This window comes from Streptomyces sp. CNT360 (assembly GCF_000424785.1).
The window spans coordinates 163,958-179,384 of record NZ_AUKO01000004.1 but is presented as its reverse complement, the minus strand read 5'-3'; the positions used below and the strand labels follow the sequence as shown (position 1 = coordinate 179,384).

10 protein-coding genes and 1 pseudogene are annotated in these 15,427 nt (G+C 72.8%); 7 read left to right on the top strand and 4 right to left on the bottom strand.

Annotation, left to right across the window (positions count from 1 at the left end; all coding sequences use genetic code 11):
- Positions 1 to 17 precede the first annotated feature (17 nt).
- The 3 genes from H297_RS0110955 to H297_RS0110945 form a co-directional block, all read right to left on the bottom strand.
- On the bottom strand, positions 18 to 1,970 hold the full coding sequence (locus tag H297_RS0110955) for a hypothetical protein (RefSeq protein WP_027737072.1): 1,953 nt from the start codon (positions 1,968 to 1,970) through the stop codon (positions 18 to 20).
- Entirely contained in the window at positions 1,967 to 2,728 is a 762-nt protein-coding gene (locus H297_RS0110950; protein ID WP_027737071.1) for a toll/interleukin-1 receptor domain-containing protein, read from the bottom strand. The genes H297_RS0110955 and H297_RS0110950 overlap by 4 nt, the downstream gene beginning before the upstream one ends.
- Positions 2,729 to 2,897: 169 nt before the next feature.
- The gene (locus H297_RS0110945) at positions 2,898 to 4,187 is read right to left on the bottom strand and encodes an NsdA family TPR-like regulatory protein (protein ID WP_027737070.1); all 1,290 of its coding nucleotides are present in this window, start codon (positions 4,185 to 4,187) and stop codon (positions 2,898 to 2,900) included.
- 212 nt (positions 4,188 to 4,399) lie between these two features.
- On the opposite strand from H297_RS0110945, the gene H297_RS0110940 reads away from it, so the two are divergent.
- Positions 4,400 to 5,050, top strand: coding sequence for a TetR/AcrR family transcriptional regulator (locus H297_RS0110940; protein ID WP_027737069.1), 651 nt, complete (start codon positions 4,400 to 4,402; stop codon positions 5,048 to 5,050).
- Positions 5,051 to 5,568: 518 nt separating this feature from the next.
- Positions 5,569 to 7,692 (top strand): annotated as a pseudogene (locus H297_RS0110935) (primosomal protein N'); the annotation flags it as partial.
- A 370-nt stretch (positions 7,693 to 8,062) separates the two neighbouring features.
- On the opposite strand, the gene H297_RS35810 reads toward H297_RS0110935, so the two are convergent.
- Positions 8,063 to 8,734 (bottom strand): hypothetical protein, encoded by a 672-nt coding sequence (locus H297_RS35810; protein ID WP_037793736.1) that lies wholly within the window; start codon positions 8,732 to 8,734, stop codon positions 8,063 to 8,065.
- An 857-nt stretch (positions 8,735 to 9,591) separates the two neighbouring features.
- On the opposite strand from H297_RS35810, the gene fmt reads away from it, so the two are divergent.
- The 5 genes from fmt (at position 9,592) to H297_RS0110905 (ending at position 15,392) form a co-directional block, all read left to right on the top strand.
- The gene (gene fmt / locus H297_RS0110925) at positions 9,592 to 10,551 is read left to right on the top strand and encodes a methionyl-tRNA formyltransferase (RefSeq protein WP_027737067.1); all 960 of its coding nucleotides are present in this window, start codon (positions 9,592 to 9,594) and stop codon (positions 10,549 to 10,551) included.
- A 702-nt stretch (positions 10,552 to 11,253) separates the two neighbouring features.
- Positions 11,254 to 12,744: a transcription antitermination factor NusB gene (locus H297_RS0110920; protein ID WP_027737066.1), complete on the top strand. Its 1,491-nt coding sequence runs from the start codon at positions 11,254 to 11,256 to the stop codon at positions 12,742 to 12,744.
- A 258-nt stretch (positions 12,745 to 13,002) separates the two neighbouring features.
- Positions 13,003 to 13,707 (top strand): ribulose-phosphate 3-epimerase, encoded by a 705-nt coding sequence (gene rpe / locus H297_RS0110915; protein ID WP_027737065.1) that lies wholly within the window; start codon positions 13,003 to 13,005, stop codon positions 13,705 to 13,707.
- 133 nt (positions 13,708 to 13,840) lie between these two features.
- Positions 13,841 to 14,839 (top strand): sugar-binding domain-containing protein, encoded by a 999-nt coding sequence (locus H297_RS0110910; RefSeq protein ID WP_027737064.1) that lies wholly within the window; start codon positions 13,841 to 13,843, stop codon positions 14,837 to 14,839.
- A gap of 76 nt (positions 14,840 to 14,915) precedes the next feature.
- Positions 14,916 to 15,392, top strand: a complete 477-nt coding sequence (locus H297_RS0110905; RefSeq protein ID WP_027737063.1) for a cation:proton antiporter regulatory subunit — start codon at positions 14,916 to 14,918, stop codon at positions 15,390 to 15,392.
- The last annotated feature ends 35 nt before the right edge of the window (positions 15,393 to 15,427 follow it).

Sequence of the window (15,427 nt, the reverse complement as noted above, 5' to 3'; positions counted from 1 at the left end):
TGTCCGGGGGACGGCGCTCAGTGGAGGTCCGCAGTCGGACGGGGCGGGCGTGGATGTCCTGCGCAGGCCGTGGCCCGCCAGAGCACGTCCACGGTCGGCTTGCGTGCCGGATCGACGGCCGCCCAGGCGCAGGCAGCGGTGTAGACGGAGCCGAACGCCGCCCGCTGTCTGGCACATGCCGTTGCCAGGGTGCTGAGTACCGCCCTGCGGTGCTCGGGCCGCGCCTGGGCGTGAGCCAGCCAGGCGTGCGACAGCTCCCCCCAACGGTCGGGGCCGAGATGGGTGAGCGCGGCTGTCCAGTGGTCAGCCAGCAGGGCGCGAACCGTCTTGTCGTCCGGCATTCGGGACGGGTCGGCGAGGTCGAGGAAGACGGCGAGGTCGCGAAGGCCGGGGGTGTCCCCGCCGGGCCTGAGCCGACACAGCAGGCTGTGGTAAAGGCGGTCGTCGGAGTCCGTGATCCGCACCAGGGCTTCGCGCGCGGTCCCCCGGACAGCCGGATCCCGGTGCCTGCTCAGATGCCGCAGCCGGATCATCGCCTGGTCCGGGAAGCGCCTGGAGAGGACTTCGGAGCAGACACCGATCAGGACGTGGGCACGCGCGGACGGCAGCGCGGCGTCCTGCGCCCACCGGTAGAGATGTCGTCGGAAGTGGCTGCCGTACCCGGCGTGCACCACTCCCTCTCCCAACGCGCGAGCTGCCATCGCGAGTTCCGCCTGCGTGGCGGATGTACGCGACCAGCGCTCCGTCAGCTCCAGCAGTGTGCGCGGTGGCCCGGTGCGCAGACACTCCTGTGTGAAGCGGGTGACCAGGTCCAGTTGGTCGCGCGGGCGCAGGGTGGGGAAGCGGGGTGACTGGCTGAGCCAGTCGGCCAGCGGGCCGCGCACCTGCGGGTAGTTGTCCCAGAAGTAGTGACGCACACCGGCGTCGTATCCCGCCATGTCGAAGCGGACGAGACCGTCGCGGGCGGTGGCCTTGATGCCGGCGAGCCGGTCGGTCAGCGTGCGGTGGTGGAGCAGTGGTGTGGCCACCTCGGGGTGCTCCAGCGTCCGGGCGAGAAGGGCAGCGGCCTCGTGGACCGTGTCGGTGCGCGCCCCGTGCAGCATGGCCGCCGTCAGCAGCAGAGCGCGCTGTGCGCCTCCCTCCAGCTCGGACAGGTGCCGCGCGACGTCTTGGGCGCCCGGCGCGCGTGCGGCCAGGGCGGAGGCCAGCCAGCTGGCGAAACCGGACTCCGGCGGGGCGCTCTCCTGTGCGTTCCTGATGTCCTCGGCCAGGTCCGCCGTCTCGGTCATCGTGGCGGTCGCCAGGACCTGCCGGAGCTCTTGCCCGGTCAGCTCTTCGAGCGAGACGCGGATGCCGTAGCCCCGCAGGTGCCTTTGCAGCACGGCGGCCGGGTCCGGCCGCCCCAGGGGCACAACAAGTTGCTGGAGCACGCGGTCGAATCCCGCGCGCCGTTCCTGCGGCAGGACGACCGCGAGCCACGCCCGTCGTTCGCGGACGACCTTGAGCAGCCCGGGTAGCTCCGCCATACAGGCCCCGTACCGGCCGGAGGGGATCGAGGAGAGGTCGAGCAGCAGCGCGGCCCCTTCCTCGACGTGCGCCTCGTCCAGCGCGCGTCCGGTCCAACCCTCTTCCTCCGCCTGGTCGACGAGTTCGCGGAACCGGCGGTATCCCTCCGGGAGCTCGCACAAGAACACCGTCGCGGCCGTCGGGGCTCCGTTCCCGCGGTCGGCGGTGAGCATGACGGCGCGCTTGTCCGCCAACAGCATCCGGGCCAGCTCGCTGCCCGCGGGAGCGACGAAACGCTGGCAGAGTCCGCGGAGTTCCTCGCGTGCCACCTGCCGGGGGTCGCGGCCGCCGCTGTCAGGAGCGGCGGAGACTCCAAGATGCCCGTAGTAGTTCGACACATGGAGCGCACCTGAGCCGGAGTGGACCGGCCCCTGCGCGCTGCCCACATGGGTGGTGGCGGTCACCGTTGCTCTCCGAACCGGTTCTTCCCAATGCCTCCCTTGTTGCTTCCGTTCACGTAGGTGGCCCCGTCGCCTTCCAGATGCGGCTGGTGCACGTGCTGCGGCCCCGTACCGGTGTTGAGCGGACCGTATGCGTCACGGATCACCGTGGAGCTGGCACCTCCGGTCGTGACGCCTCCGGTGATGTCGCGGGCTTGGAGATGGCCGTCCCCGTCACCGGTGACGGTGTTGGTGGTTCCACCGTCGCCGCCCGGGTCTCCGGGGGGTTGTGGAGTCGCGTCTCCCTCCAGGCCGGGCACCAGGTCGGTGAGAATCGTGGCGAGGCGGTCGAGGTCGGAGGATGCCTGCTGATGGTCGAAGCGAACGGACTGTACGTAGGCGAGCCGGGCCAGCGGCTGGGGCAGCGCCGCGGCCTTGAGACGTTCCGTGCGGCGGCCGAGCAGCACGGGCAGCACCAGCACCCCGCCGGAGATCGCTTCCAGCAGCTCCTTGCGTACCCAGTCGTCCGTATTGTCGAGTGCCCTGCGCTCGGGATCGGCGGGGTCCGCGGCGTCGAGCCACTGCGGCCCTATGAGGGCGAGCAGAGCGTCGCTGCGGCGTACTCCGGAGAGCAGCTCCGTCGGGTAGACCCGGCCTGGCCGGATGGACTCGCTTGCCCTGAACACCACTTCGTTGCCGAACCGGTGCGAGAGGTCGCGTGCGATGGTGGTGGCGGCCTGCTCACCGTCACCTGTGCGGTAGTTGACGAAGATATGCGGCATGGCGGCTCCTCGGTGCTGGCGGTTCGCGGCCGGGGGACGGTCGATTCCGGGTGGGTACGGCCGTGCGCTCGGCGGGTTGGTCGCCCGTCGTCGGAAGGGCGGTGCGTCGACTGGGGTGCGGCTCGGTGCCGGAGGGCGGTTCCCTGCCCGGGTGATGATGTGGGGTCGGTCAGATATGAGTGGCCAGCCAGGGTGCGAGCTCGCGAGTGGCCGGGCCGGGGTGGCGCCGTAGCACGTGGGCGAGGCGCCGCAGGTCGGTGGTGATCGTGGCCGAGGCGACGGCGTCGGTGGCGGCAGCCAGTGCCTCGGCAAGTGCGCAGGCACGGTCGATCTCACCCGCCGCTGCATACGCGAGCGCCTGCCGGATGCCGTATCGTGCCCGGGACCTGAGCGCGTGCGGTGGTAGGGCGGCCATCTGGCGGTCCAGCACCTGTGCGGCTTCTGCCGGTCGGCCCAGGTCGTACAGGCACCAGCCGGTGATCATGGAAACCGGGTCGGCCAGAGTACTGGTGCCGATGACGGGGGAGGTGTCCGACCGCGTGTCGGGGTCGGCCTGTTCGACGGCTTTCGTGAGCAGGTCCCGCGCGATGTCGAGCCCGCGCATGCAGGAGTGGTGATCACCTGCGAGAGCGTGGCCCTGTGCCTCCCGCTGAGCGGCCAGGCCACGTACCCGGTCGCTGTCGGCGAGTTGCTGTGCCCGTCGAGCCAGCTCGACCGTCCGGTCGGCGTCGCCCCGGTAGAGGGTGACCAGGGCGTGCCGCACCAGTGCGTACGCGGCCAGCTCGCGTTCGCCGGCCTCCTCCGCGAACTCCACGGCGCGGTCGGTCCACCACAGGGCTCCGCGCTCGTCGCCGGTCTCCTGTACGAGCCAGCCGATGTACTCGGCGTACCGGGACGCCAATGACAGCAGCCCTTCGCGGAACCGGTGGTCCGCCTGCTGCGCCAGTGAGCGGAGAGTGTGGGTCTGGGCGATGAGCGGTGGAAGCACCCAATGCGGTTCAGCGCTCTGCCCGAGAACACGGTAGTGGTCGAACAGGGAGCGAGCCGTACGCAGCACGAGTCCGCTGTCCGCGTGCGGCGTCGCGCGGCCCAGAGGGAAGACTGAGGCCGCGCCCGCTGCCACCACGGTCCTGCGGGGTACGAGCTCGAAACGGTTGCTGCCTGCGGGGTCCAGATGCATCAGCCAGGTCTCGTCTTCTTCGGAGGTGGTTTCGGGTGTGGAGCTCGACGGGGCGGCGGTGGGGACCAGCTCCGTCAGACCTCCGTCGGCTTTCAGAACGGTGTCGCAGAGGCGGGCCAGTTCGGGGGTGGCGGACTTGAGGCCCCGTTCGACTTTGCTCAGTTGGCTCTTGCTGTAGTGGATGAGGACGCTGAGGTGGCCGAGCGTCAGTCCTCTGGCCAGGCGCCGCCGACGCAGTTCAGGACCGAACGCGAGCGGGCGCTGGGGCTGCTGGAGCACTGCTGACCTCCTGTTTCTAGCTCCGGGCAAGCGCCCCTCGCCCAACTCAGCTTGGGCCGCACGCACCCGGACCAACAAGGCATCGGGGGCGTTTCCCGTTTCCCCCGCTCAGCAGGCAACCGCAATCGGGCCGATGCGTCGAGACCGCATCCCGGGTGGAGTGAGTACTTACTCCTTGACGGAGTGAGTGGTCACTCCGTAGGCTGGGCCGCATGAACGAGACGCAGGCGAGGCGCAGGGCGCCCGCGATGGACCCGGATCAGCGGCGCGCGATGATCGTGACGGCGGCGCTGCCGCTCGTCGTCGAGTACGGGCCCCTGGTGACGACGGCGAAGATCGCACGCGCCGCCGGTATCGGTGAGGGCACGATCTTCCGTGTCTTCACCGACAAGGAAGCGCTGCTGGCCGCCTGCATGGAGGAGGCACTGCGCCCTGACGACACCGTTGCGCACCTGGAGGGCATCTCCCTCGATCAACCGCTGGCCGACAGGCTCACGGAGGCGGCCGAGGTCATGAGGGGCTACATGAACCGGATAGGGGATGTCGCGGGGGCACTTGTCTCCGTCGGCAGAGCGGCACGGCCCCCCGCCGCCGATGACGAGGACATGGCTGAGAGGAACCGTCGACGCGAAGCCGGGCTCACCGCGCCCCGCACCGCGCTGACCGCGCTGTTCGAGCCCGAGCGTGACGACCTGCGCCTAGCCCCGGAACGACTGGCCGACACCTTCCAGTTGATGCTCATGGGCGCCGGGCGCCCCGGAGCGCCTCAGCCCCTGGACGACAGGGAACTCGTCGGTCTCTTCCTCAATGGTGCGCTGGTGGCCGGTACCCGGGGGCAAGCTGCGGGAGAGGAGGGCGGATAGTGCGGGCGCACACAAGGGGCGGTGGCGACCGTCGTCCGCAGGGTGGCGCGAGGGACACGGCCACCGTCCCGCCCTGGTGCGGCCACACCCAGCCGCGCCTCGGCCGCACGTCTGTCGGCCAGGCTCGGGCGAACCAGCAGCGACCGCAGCCTGTCACCCCTGTCTGCGACACTGAGCCCGTGAGCAGGGACGACGGAGGAGCGGAGGAGCACAGGAGCGCGCCGCAAGCGTGGCCCGCACCGACATGGCAGTTGCGCCATGGAAGCCCCTCACGCCCGCCCCGGCCCGTCAGGCCGAACAGACTGGACGCGCCGAAAAGCCCGGATGGACCCAATCGCCCGAGCGTCCCGAACGAGCTGGACGGACCGGGTGCCTCGAAAGCGCTCGACGGGCCGGGTGGGCTGAACGGCCCGGACAACCGGGAGACGTCAGGCGGGGCGCAGGCCGACCCGCCGCCGAAGCCGGATGGCTCACAAGCTCCGGACGGGCCACAAGGGCCGCACGGGCCGCAAGAAGCGTCTCCGCCCGAACAGCTCGCGCTCATCCGGGAGACGGTCCGCGAGCGCAAGGAGCGCCCGCCCAGGGCGAAACCCCGCACCTGGCGGGGGGCAGAGCTCGCCGCGCGGCTGCCGGTCGCGCGGGTGCTCGTGGACAAGGGGCTGGTGCACCTCGACCGCTTCTTCGACTACGCGGTGCCGGCGGCGATGGACGACGAGGCGCAACCCGGCGTCCGCGTCCGGGTACGGTTCGGCGCGGGAGAGCGGGAAGGGCGCCGGGAGGGCGGCGGGCTCGTCAACGGCTTCATCGTGGAACGCCGCGTCGACTCCGATTTCACCGGGCGGCTCGCCCCCCTCGCCCAGGTTCTCTCGCCGGAGCCGGTGCTCAGCCCCGAGCTGCTGCGGCTGTGCCGCTCGGTCGCCGACCGCTACGCGGGATCGCTCGCCGACGTGGTGCAGCTGGCGGTCCCGCCGCGGCGTGCCAAACCGGAGAAGCAGCCCGCCCCGCGCCGCCCGCCGAGACCCGAGGCGCCCGACCCCGGGGGCTGGTCGCGCTATCCGGAAGGCCCCGCCTTCCTCCAGGCACTCGCGGACAAGGCCGCACCCCGAGCGGTGTGGACCGCGCTGCCCGGCCCGCACAGCTGGGCCGACGAACTGGCACGTGCGATGGCCACCACCCTTGCGACGGGCCGGGGCGCGCTCGCCGTCCTGCCGGACGGGAAGTCGGCAGCGCGGGTGGACGCCGCGCTCACCGCTCTCGTCGGCGAGGGGCAGCACGTGCTGCTGACCGCGGACGCCGGTCCCGAGCCGCGGTACCGCCGCTGGTTGGCGGTCAGCCGTGGCGCGGTGCGCGCCGTCGTCGGCACCAGAGCGGCGATGTTCGCGCCCGTCCGCCGCCTCGGTCTCGCCGCAGTCTGGGAGGACGGCGACTCCGGCCACAGCGAGGAGCGGGCCCCTCAGCCGCACGCCCGTGAGGTGCTGTTGCAACGCGCGGTCACCGAGCAGGCGGCGTTTCTCCTCGGCGCCCACGGCTGCACCGTGGAAGCAGCACAGCTCGTGGAGTCCGGCTTCGCCCGCCCGCTGGCAGCGCACCGGGACACCGTGCGGGCCGTCATGCCGCGTGTGCGTACGGCGGCCGAGGGGGACGAGGGGCGCGACCCGGCGGCGCGCAGCGCCCGGCTGCCCACCCTTGCCTGGCGCACGGCGCGGGACGCGCTGGCGGACGGCCCGGTGCTGGTGCAGGTGCCGCGCCGCGGCTACGTGCCCCGACTGGTGTGCGAGCGGTGCCGCGAGCCGGCGCGGTGTGCGCACTGTGCGGGGCCGTTGCAGGCAGCAGGGGAGGGCACGGCGCTGCGCTGCGGCTGGTGTGCTCGGGAAACGCCGCAGTGGCGCTGTCCGATGTGCGCGGGAACCCGGCTGCGCGGCAGCGTCATCGGAGCACGCCGCACCGCGGAGGAGCTGGGCCGGGCCTTCCCCTCGGTGCCGGTACGGACGTCCGGTGGGGACCACGTGCTGGAGTCGGTGCCCGCGCGTCCCGCCCTGGTGGTCTCGACCCCGGGAGCCGAGCCGGTACCGGAGGGGGAAGCGGGGTACGCGGCCGCACTGCTGCTGGACGGCTGGGCGCTGCTGGGACGTCCTGACCTGCGGGCGGGTGAAGAGGCCTTGCGGCGCTGGCTGGGGGCCGCGGCGTTGGTGCGGCCGCAGGGCGAGGGTGGCAGTGTGGTGGTGGTCGCGGAGGAGAGCATGCGTCCGGTGCAGGCCCTCGTGCGCTGGGACCCGGTCGGGCACGCCCTGCGGGAGCTTGCCGACCGGGCGGAGCTCGGCTTTCCGCCCGTCTCCCGGATGGCCGCGGTCACCGGCACCCCGGAGGCCGTGGCTGCTCTGCTGCACGCCGCGGAGGATGCCGGACTGCCCGAGGGCGCACAGGTTTTGGGGCCGGTTCCGCTGCCGGTGCCGCCCCCGGGACGACCCCGCCGTCCCGGGGACCCGCCACCGGGCGAGCAGTGGGAGCGGGCCCTGGTGCGCGTCCCCCGCGGCAGCGGCGCCGCGTTGGCCGCAGTGTTGAAGACGGCCTTGGCCGGGCGACTCGCTCGCAGGGAGGGAGCGGTGCCGCATGTGCGCATCGATCCGCTGGACATCGGCTGAAGCAAGCTCGTTGATGGCTTGGTCGCAGGCGTGATGGAGGGAACGCGTCGCGGAGGCGGAGGAGCATATTGCGCAGTCGGCGCACGGGTCGAGCATGGCGAAAGGCACGCGGGGCGCAGTGTTGCGGAGGAGTGCGGTGCGAGTGCCGTGGCGCAGGCACGGGAAGCGGGGAATCCCAACTGCCCCAAGCTGCCCGACTCGGGGGGCGAGTCACAGGCCGTCATACCGGAATGGGACATGCCGCTGCCCGATACCGGGGCGGGTACCGGGCGCCGGCGTCGGGCAGAAACAGGGGAGGAAGCTGCGGGAAGCAGTGCGGGTCGCGGGGCTGGTGGCCGGGCGACGGAGTGCGACAAACCGCGGAGAGGGTTCAGCCGTTGCGGGGGGAGGGGAGAGAGCCCGCACGCGGATCGCGGGGGTCGTACGGCTCGTGGCGCTCGTACCGTTCGTACCGCTCGTGGCGCGGGTCACGGCGGGCCTCGGAACGAGGGTCACGACGCGGCTCGGGGGGCGGCACCGGCGCGGGGGAGGACGAGGGCGACGGCTGTGCCGGGATCGACCGCGCGACCGGTACGGCGGGTCGCGGCCCGGCGACCGCCCCGGGAGCGGCGGACAGCGGGCGGGGGCCGGTGGATACGGCCTCGGGCTGCCTGGCGGCGGTCGCCTCCGCGCTGTCCGGGACAGCGCGCGGCCCGCGCCGCGAAGAACCGTACCTTCGGTGCACGGCTTGCTTGGTGACCCCCAGGGCCGATCCCACGGCGTCCCAGGAGAAGCCCAAAGAACGGTCGAAGTCCACGGCCGCGGTCACCAGTGTCTCGACGCTGTCGCGTAGTTCCTGGGCGAGTCGGACGGTCGGCGCGGGTGCGCGACCGTAGACGACGAAGCCTGTGGAGGGGCCGGTGCGTCGCGGGCGGTAGACGTTGCCGAGCTGCGCCGTGAGGGTGCGCAGCGCGTCCACCTGCCGGCGGACCCGCTCGATGTCCCGCACCAGGAGATGCAGGCTGGCCCGCGCCTGGGCGTCGTGGGTTGCGTGGTCGGCCATGAAGAAGCCTCTCGGACCGGCTGAAAGGGGGCTGTTCAGCTCTTGTGCTCGATGGGGTGATTGACGTGGTGCAAAGGCTGGGGGGAAGGGGTAAGGACGAGATCGCGGCGCCTTCGAGAGGCGGCACTCGATCCGGTCAATCTGACTTGACCAACGCGGCGACGGGCCGTCGGGTCACGGTGCGGGGGCGTGGGCGGAGCGTCGACACGGCGCGCGGAAGCCCGTACGCCCCCTTCGTCACCAGTGCTCGGCCGACTGCCGAGCGGGGTCGGTCATTCCTGGTGTGCGGGGGGCTCGGGTCCCTGTTGAGCAGGGTGGGGTGCTGTGATTGGCTCTTCGGCCCAGGTGCCGGGGTCGGCCTTGAGGTCCGGACACTGGCGTCTGGTGGCGCAAGCCTCTGCCACGGGGCGATCCCTTCCACCTGAGCACCGGGGTCCCGTGGGGCGGGCCTGCCCTCCCTCGGCGTTACGGGGCTTGGGTGTCGGCGGCGTGCGGACGGTGGCGCACCAGAGGCGGACCCGCCCTTCCTGGTTGTGCAGGCCCCGGGGGTCGGCGGCGCGAAGGACGGTGGCTCTTGGCGCGAGGCCCACCTCCCCCTGCGGTGCAGGTCCCCCGGGAATCGGCGGTGCAAAAGGCGGTGGCTCTCCTCGGTGCGGGGCCTCCCTCGTGTCCTTTTGCAGAGCGGGCCCCGGCATCAGCGGCGTGAGGGTCGGTGGCCTGGCTCCGGCGTGGGCCGGGCGGTTCCGGGGTCTGCCCCGAGGGAGCCGGATGCGACGCTCGCGGCCCCCTCCCGTGCGGGGGCGGTGTGGACCGTAAACTGGGCGGTCTTTCCGCGTGTGAGAGGTAGTTCGCCACCGATGAGGCTCGTTTTCGCAGGCACCCCCGAGGTTGCCGTCCCCGCGCTCGACGCCCTGATCACTTCGGAACGGCACGAGGTCGTCGCCGTGGTCACCCGGCCCGACGCGCGAGCGGGACGGGGAAGGCGCCTGGTGCCCAGCCCGGTGGCGCAGCGGGCGCAGGACGAGGGCGTCGAGGTGCTCAAGCCTCAACGCCCACGGGATGCGGACTTCCTGGCCCGGCTGCGGGAGATCGGGCCCGACTGCTGCCCTGTCGTCGCCTACGGTGCCCTGCTGCCGCGCGTGGCGCTGGACGTGCCTGCGAAGGGCTGGGTGAACCTGCACTTCTCCCTGCTGCCGGCCTGGCGCGGCGCTGCACCCGTGCAGCATGCGCTGCTCGCGGGGGACGAGGTGAGTGGAGCGTCCACGTTCCTCATCGAGGAGGGGCTGGACTCCGGGCCGGTCTACGGGGTGGTCACCGAGGAGGTGCGCCCCCGGGACACCAGCGGAGACCTGCTGACCCGGCTCGCGTTCGCCGGTGCCGGTCTGCTCGCGGCCACCATGGACGGTATCGAGGACGGCAGTCTGCAGGCGGTGCCGCAGCCGGAGGAGGGCATCTCCCTCGCCCCCAAGATCAGTGTCGAGGATGCGCGCATCGACTGGAGCGCGCCGGCGCTGCGGGTCGACCGCGTGGTGCGGGCCTGCTCGCCGGCGCCCGGAGCGTGGACCGTCTTCCGGGGCGAGCGGTTGAAGGTCCGCTCCCTGGCACCGCTGTCGGCCGGAACGCAGGTGGGCGGTGACGGTGCCGCGCCGGCGCCCGGTGAGCTGCGGGTCGGCAAGAACGCCGTGCACGTGGGGACCGGCTCGCACCCGGTGGAGCTCGAGTGGGTGCAGCCGCAGGGCAAGAAGCCGATGCGGGCTGCCGACTGGGCACGCGGCACCCGCATCGAACCGGGTGCCGTGTTCGAGTCGGCCGCCTGAACTCGCCACCCGGCTGACACCCACCGCGGCGCCCTCCGAGGACGATGTCGTCAGCGCGCAGGGCCCTTCCTCTCCTGACGCGCCCTGCCCCGTCTGGCCTCACCTCGTCTGGCCTCGACATCCTGCCCCACTTTCCGGGGCGCGCCGCCCAGACCTTCCTACGCTCCTCGGGGCACCCTTGCCCGGGCCTTCCCCCTCTCCTCGGGGCACTTCTGCCCGGGCCTTCCCCCTCTCCTCGGGGTGGTTCTGCCGGGGCCTGCGCCCTCTTCTCCGGAGGGGGCGGGATCTTCGCCCTCTCCCGGACGCGATCCTGCGGGGATCTTCGCCCTGTGCTGAGCGCGATCCTGCTGAGTCCTTCCCCCTCCTCGGAGTGACGCGGCCAGGGCCTCCGCCCTCCCTCCGGGGCGACCCGCGGGGCCTTCGACCTCCCTCCGGAGCGACCCCGCCGGGTCTTCGCCCTCCCTTCCGGGGCGACCCGCCGGGCCTTCTTCCCCCTCCTTCGGAGCGACCCCGCCGGGTCTTCGCCGCCTCCCTCATGGCGCGCCGCTCGCCCTCTCCCGAGGCGCCTTCGTCAGGTGGCCCTCTCGTCGGGACGGCCGTCCCGGCGGGAGCCTCGTGGGCGGGGCGCCTCCCGGCCGGTGGGGGCGTCGAAGGGTCGTAGGGTGGAGGTCTTGATCCCCCACCTGCGGAGCACCTTCACCAGTGAGCACCTCACCCCGCCGCGGTACCAGATCGGGTAAGCCGGGCAATCCGGGCAAGCCGTACCGGCGTCCGCGCAAGGACCCGGTCCGCATCCTCGCTTTCGAGGCGTTGCGCGCCGTCGACGAGCGGGACGCCTACGCGAACCTGGTGCTGCCGCCGCTGCTGCGGAAGGCCCGCGAGAAGGACCCGGAGCAGGGCGGTATCGACGCCCGGGACGCGGCGTTGGCCACCGAGCTCGTCTACGGCACCTTGCGCCGGCAGGGCACCTACGACGCGATCATCTCCGAGTGCGTCGACCGGCCGCTGCGGGAAGTGGACCCGCCCGTGCTGGACGTGCTCTCCCTGGGCGCTCACCAGTTGCTCGGTACGCGCATTCCGCAGCACGCGGCGGTCAGCGCCACGGTGGAGCTGGCCCGCGTGGTGCTGGGTGACGGGCGTGCGAAGTTCGTCAACGCGGTGCTGCGGCGCCTCACGGCGGACGACCTGGAGGGGTGGCTGGAGCGGATCGCGCCGCCCTACGACGAGGATCCGGAGGAACACCTGGCGCTGCGCCACGCCCACCCCCGGTGGGTGGTCTCGGCACTGTGGGACGCGCTGGGGGCACGCTCGGCGGGGGCTCAGGGAAGCGGCCGTGAGGGCATCACCGCGTTGCTGGAGGCCGACAACGAGCGGCCGGAGGTCACGCTGGCCGCGCGACCCGGCCGGGCCACCACCGAGGAGCTGAGCGGCGGGGACACCGTGCCGGGCCGCTGGTCGCCGTACGCCGTCCGCATGGCCGAGGGCGGGGAGCCGGGCGCGCTCGAGGCCGTGCGCGAGGGCAGGGCGGGGGTGCAGGACGAGGGCAGTCAGCTCGTGGCGCTGGCCCTCGCCGACGCACCTCTCGCGAGCGGGGAGGACGCCCGTTGGCTGGATGCCTGCGCGGGGCCGGGCGGCAAGGCGGCGCTGCTCGGGGCGCTCGCCGCCCAGCGGGGGGCCGCGCTGCTGGCTGCCGAGAAGCAGCCGCACCGTGCGCGCCTGGTGGCCCGGGCGCTGGCGGGCAGTCCGGGGCCGTGGGCGGTGATCGGCGCGGACGGTACGCGCCCTCCGTGGCGGCCCGGCAGCTTCGACCGGGTGCTGGTGGATGTGCCGTGCTCCGGGCTGGGGGCGTTGCGGCGCCGGCCCGAGGCGCGCTGGCGACGCCGGCCCGAGGACCTGGCAGGGTTCGCGCCGCTGCAACGGGGGCTGTTGCGGCAGGCGGTGGCCGCGACCCGGGTGGGCGGGGTCGCGGCCTACGTGACGTGTTCGCCGCATCTGGCCGAGACCCGGGCGGTGGTCGACGACGTGCTGCACGGGCTGGCGAAGGACCCACAGGGCCCCGCTGTCGAACTGGTGGACGCCCGCCCGCTGTTGCCCGGCGTGCCGGACCTGGGCGAGGGCCCGGACGTCCAGTTGTGGCCGCACCTGCACGGTACGGACGCGATGTACCTGGCGCTGCTGCGGCGTACCGCCTGACCGCCGCATGTCGTCGGCCCGCCCGCATGTCCCGCACGCACCGCGCAGCCCGCGTGCACCGCATGCGCCGGGTACACCTCGTACGCCACCCGCCCCGGGGCAGCTTGTACGGCCCCGCACGCCGGGCACGACCCGGGCGGCATGGGCGGCGTGCCGGTCCCCGTGCAGCGAGGGCCGCACGGCGAGCGCCGCACCGCATGACCCCCGCCTGCCCCACCACGTGATCACGTCGAACGCCCACACGGAATACTGGTAACCATGGCTCAGATCAACCCCAGCATCCTGTCCGCGGACTTCGCACGCCTCGCCGAGGAGGCGCAGGCGGTCTCCGGCACCGGCGGCGCCGACTGGCTGCACGTCGATGTCATGGACAACCACTTCGTGCCCAACCTGACCCTGGGCACACCCGTCGTCGAGTCGCTGCACAAGGCCACGGACACCCCGCTGGACTGCCACCTGATGATCGAGGAGCCGGACCGCTGGGCGCCGGCCTACGTGGAGGCGGGCGCCGGCTCGGTCACCTTCCACGCGGAGGCGGCCGCGGCGCCCGTGCGGCTGGCCCGCGAGATCCGGGCCAAGGGGGCCCGCGCCTCGATGGCGCTCAAGCCGGCCACCCCGATCGAGCCGTACGAGGACCTGCTGCCCGAGCTGGACATGCTGCTGGTCATGACGGTGGAGCCGGGTTTCGGCGGGCAGGCGTTCCTGGACATCATGCTGCCGAAGATCCGCCGCACCCGGCAGCTGATCGACAAACACGGTCTCCAGATGTGGCTCCAGGTCGACGGCGGGGTCTCGGCCTCCACCATCGAGCGGTGCGCCGAGGCGGGCGCCGACGTGTTCGTGGCGGGCTCCGCCGTCTACGGTGCCCAGGACCCGGCGGCGGCCGTAGGGGCGCTGCGGCAGCAGGCGGAGCAGGCGGCCCGTGCGGGAGGCGAGAGTGCCCGCTCCGAGCGGGAGAGCTGAGGTGAACGCTGGGTGACCAGGGTCACGTTTGTCAGGGGATCTGCAAGGATGAACGCGCGGCGCGTCAGCGCCGGTAGCGCGGACACGGCAAGACAGTGAGGTGAGAGCGGTGTCGTCGGGGCGAGCCACGCGAATGGGACCCGCCGAGCTCATGCAGGCGGCGGCGATGGCCCGCCGCTTCTATCTGGAGAGCAAATCGAAGATCCAGATTGCGGACGAGTTCGGGGTGAGCCGCTTCAAGGTGGCCCGGGTCCTGGAGACGGCGCTCGAACGTGATCTGGTGCGGATCGAGATCCGGGTGCCGGCGGAGCTGGACGCGGAGCGCTCCGACGCGCTGCGGGCCCGCTTCGGGCTGCGCCACGCGGTCGTCGTCGAGTCGCCGACCGAGGCCGCGGACGACGCGGCCGACCCGGAGAACCTGGGCGAGGTCGCCGCTGATCTGCTCGGCGAGCTGGTCACCGACGGTGACGTGCTGGGGCTGGCCTGGGGGCGCTCGACCATCCACATGGCGACGGCCCTGCGCCAGTTGCCGCCGTGCACCGTCGTGCAGCTCACCGGCGTGTACGACGCGGGTACGGCCGACCGCGGCTCGGTGGAGGCGGTGCGGCGGGCCGCCGAGGTCGCCGGCGGCGAGGCGCACCCGATCTACGCGCCGATGCTGCTGCCCGACAGCGCCACCGCCGCCGCGCTGCGCAGCCAGACCGGCATCGCCCGTGCCTTCGAGTACTTCGACAAGGTCACCGTGGCCGCCGTCTCCATCGGTTCCTGGGAGCCGGGGATCTCCACGGTGCACGACATGCTCAGCTCCCAGGAGCGCGACCACTACTCCTCGCTCGGTGTCGCCGCCGAGATGTCGGCGCACCTGTTCGACGCGCGCGGCCGGCGCATCGGCCGGGACCTGGGGGAGCGCTGCATCACGGTGGAGGCCGAGCGGCTGCGCCGTGTGCCGGAGGTCGTGGCCATCGCCGGGGGCCACCGCAAGGCGGCTGCCATCGGGGCCGTCCTCCGCTCCGGGCTGGTCACCAGCCTGGTCACCGACACCGCGGCAGCAGACTGGCTGCTGACCGAGGAACAACCGGGGCCCCGTCCGGCGTTGGAGAGGACGGATCCGGACAGCACCGCCGCCTCATAGGCTACGTAGCAGCGCGCACAGGCAGCCCGCCTGCCCGTGCGCAGACCTCGTGGAAGGTTGAGAAGGGCAGCACGCCATGACGACCAAGAGCACCAAGCTGCCGGGGTTGGGCAAGCAGTACGACATCACGACCCGCGCCGGCCGCCACATCTCGGTGGTGGCCCATCAGGACGGGCGCCGGTTCCTCGGGTTCTACGAGGAGGACGACCCGGACGCCTGTCAGGGCACGGTGCAGCTCGACCAGGAGGAGGCCGTCTCCCTCGCGGAGATCCTCGCCCCTGGTGAGAGCCCGCGGCTGGGGACGTGCGAGATGGAGATCGACCTGGTCACCGTCCGCATCCCGATGTCGGGCCAGTCGCCCTACAGCGGGGAGCCGCTGGGGGCGACGCAGGCGCGCAGCCGCACGGGCGCCTCCATCGTGGCCGTGCTGCGCCGTACCGGTCCCGTCCCCTCACCGACACCGGACTTCCGCCTGGAGGCGGGAGACACCCTCGTCGCGGTCGGCACCCGGGAAGGGGTGGACGAGCTGACCCGCATCATCGCCGGCACCTGAGCGGCCGGGACAAGCCGCTGGACAACTGAAAGGCC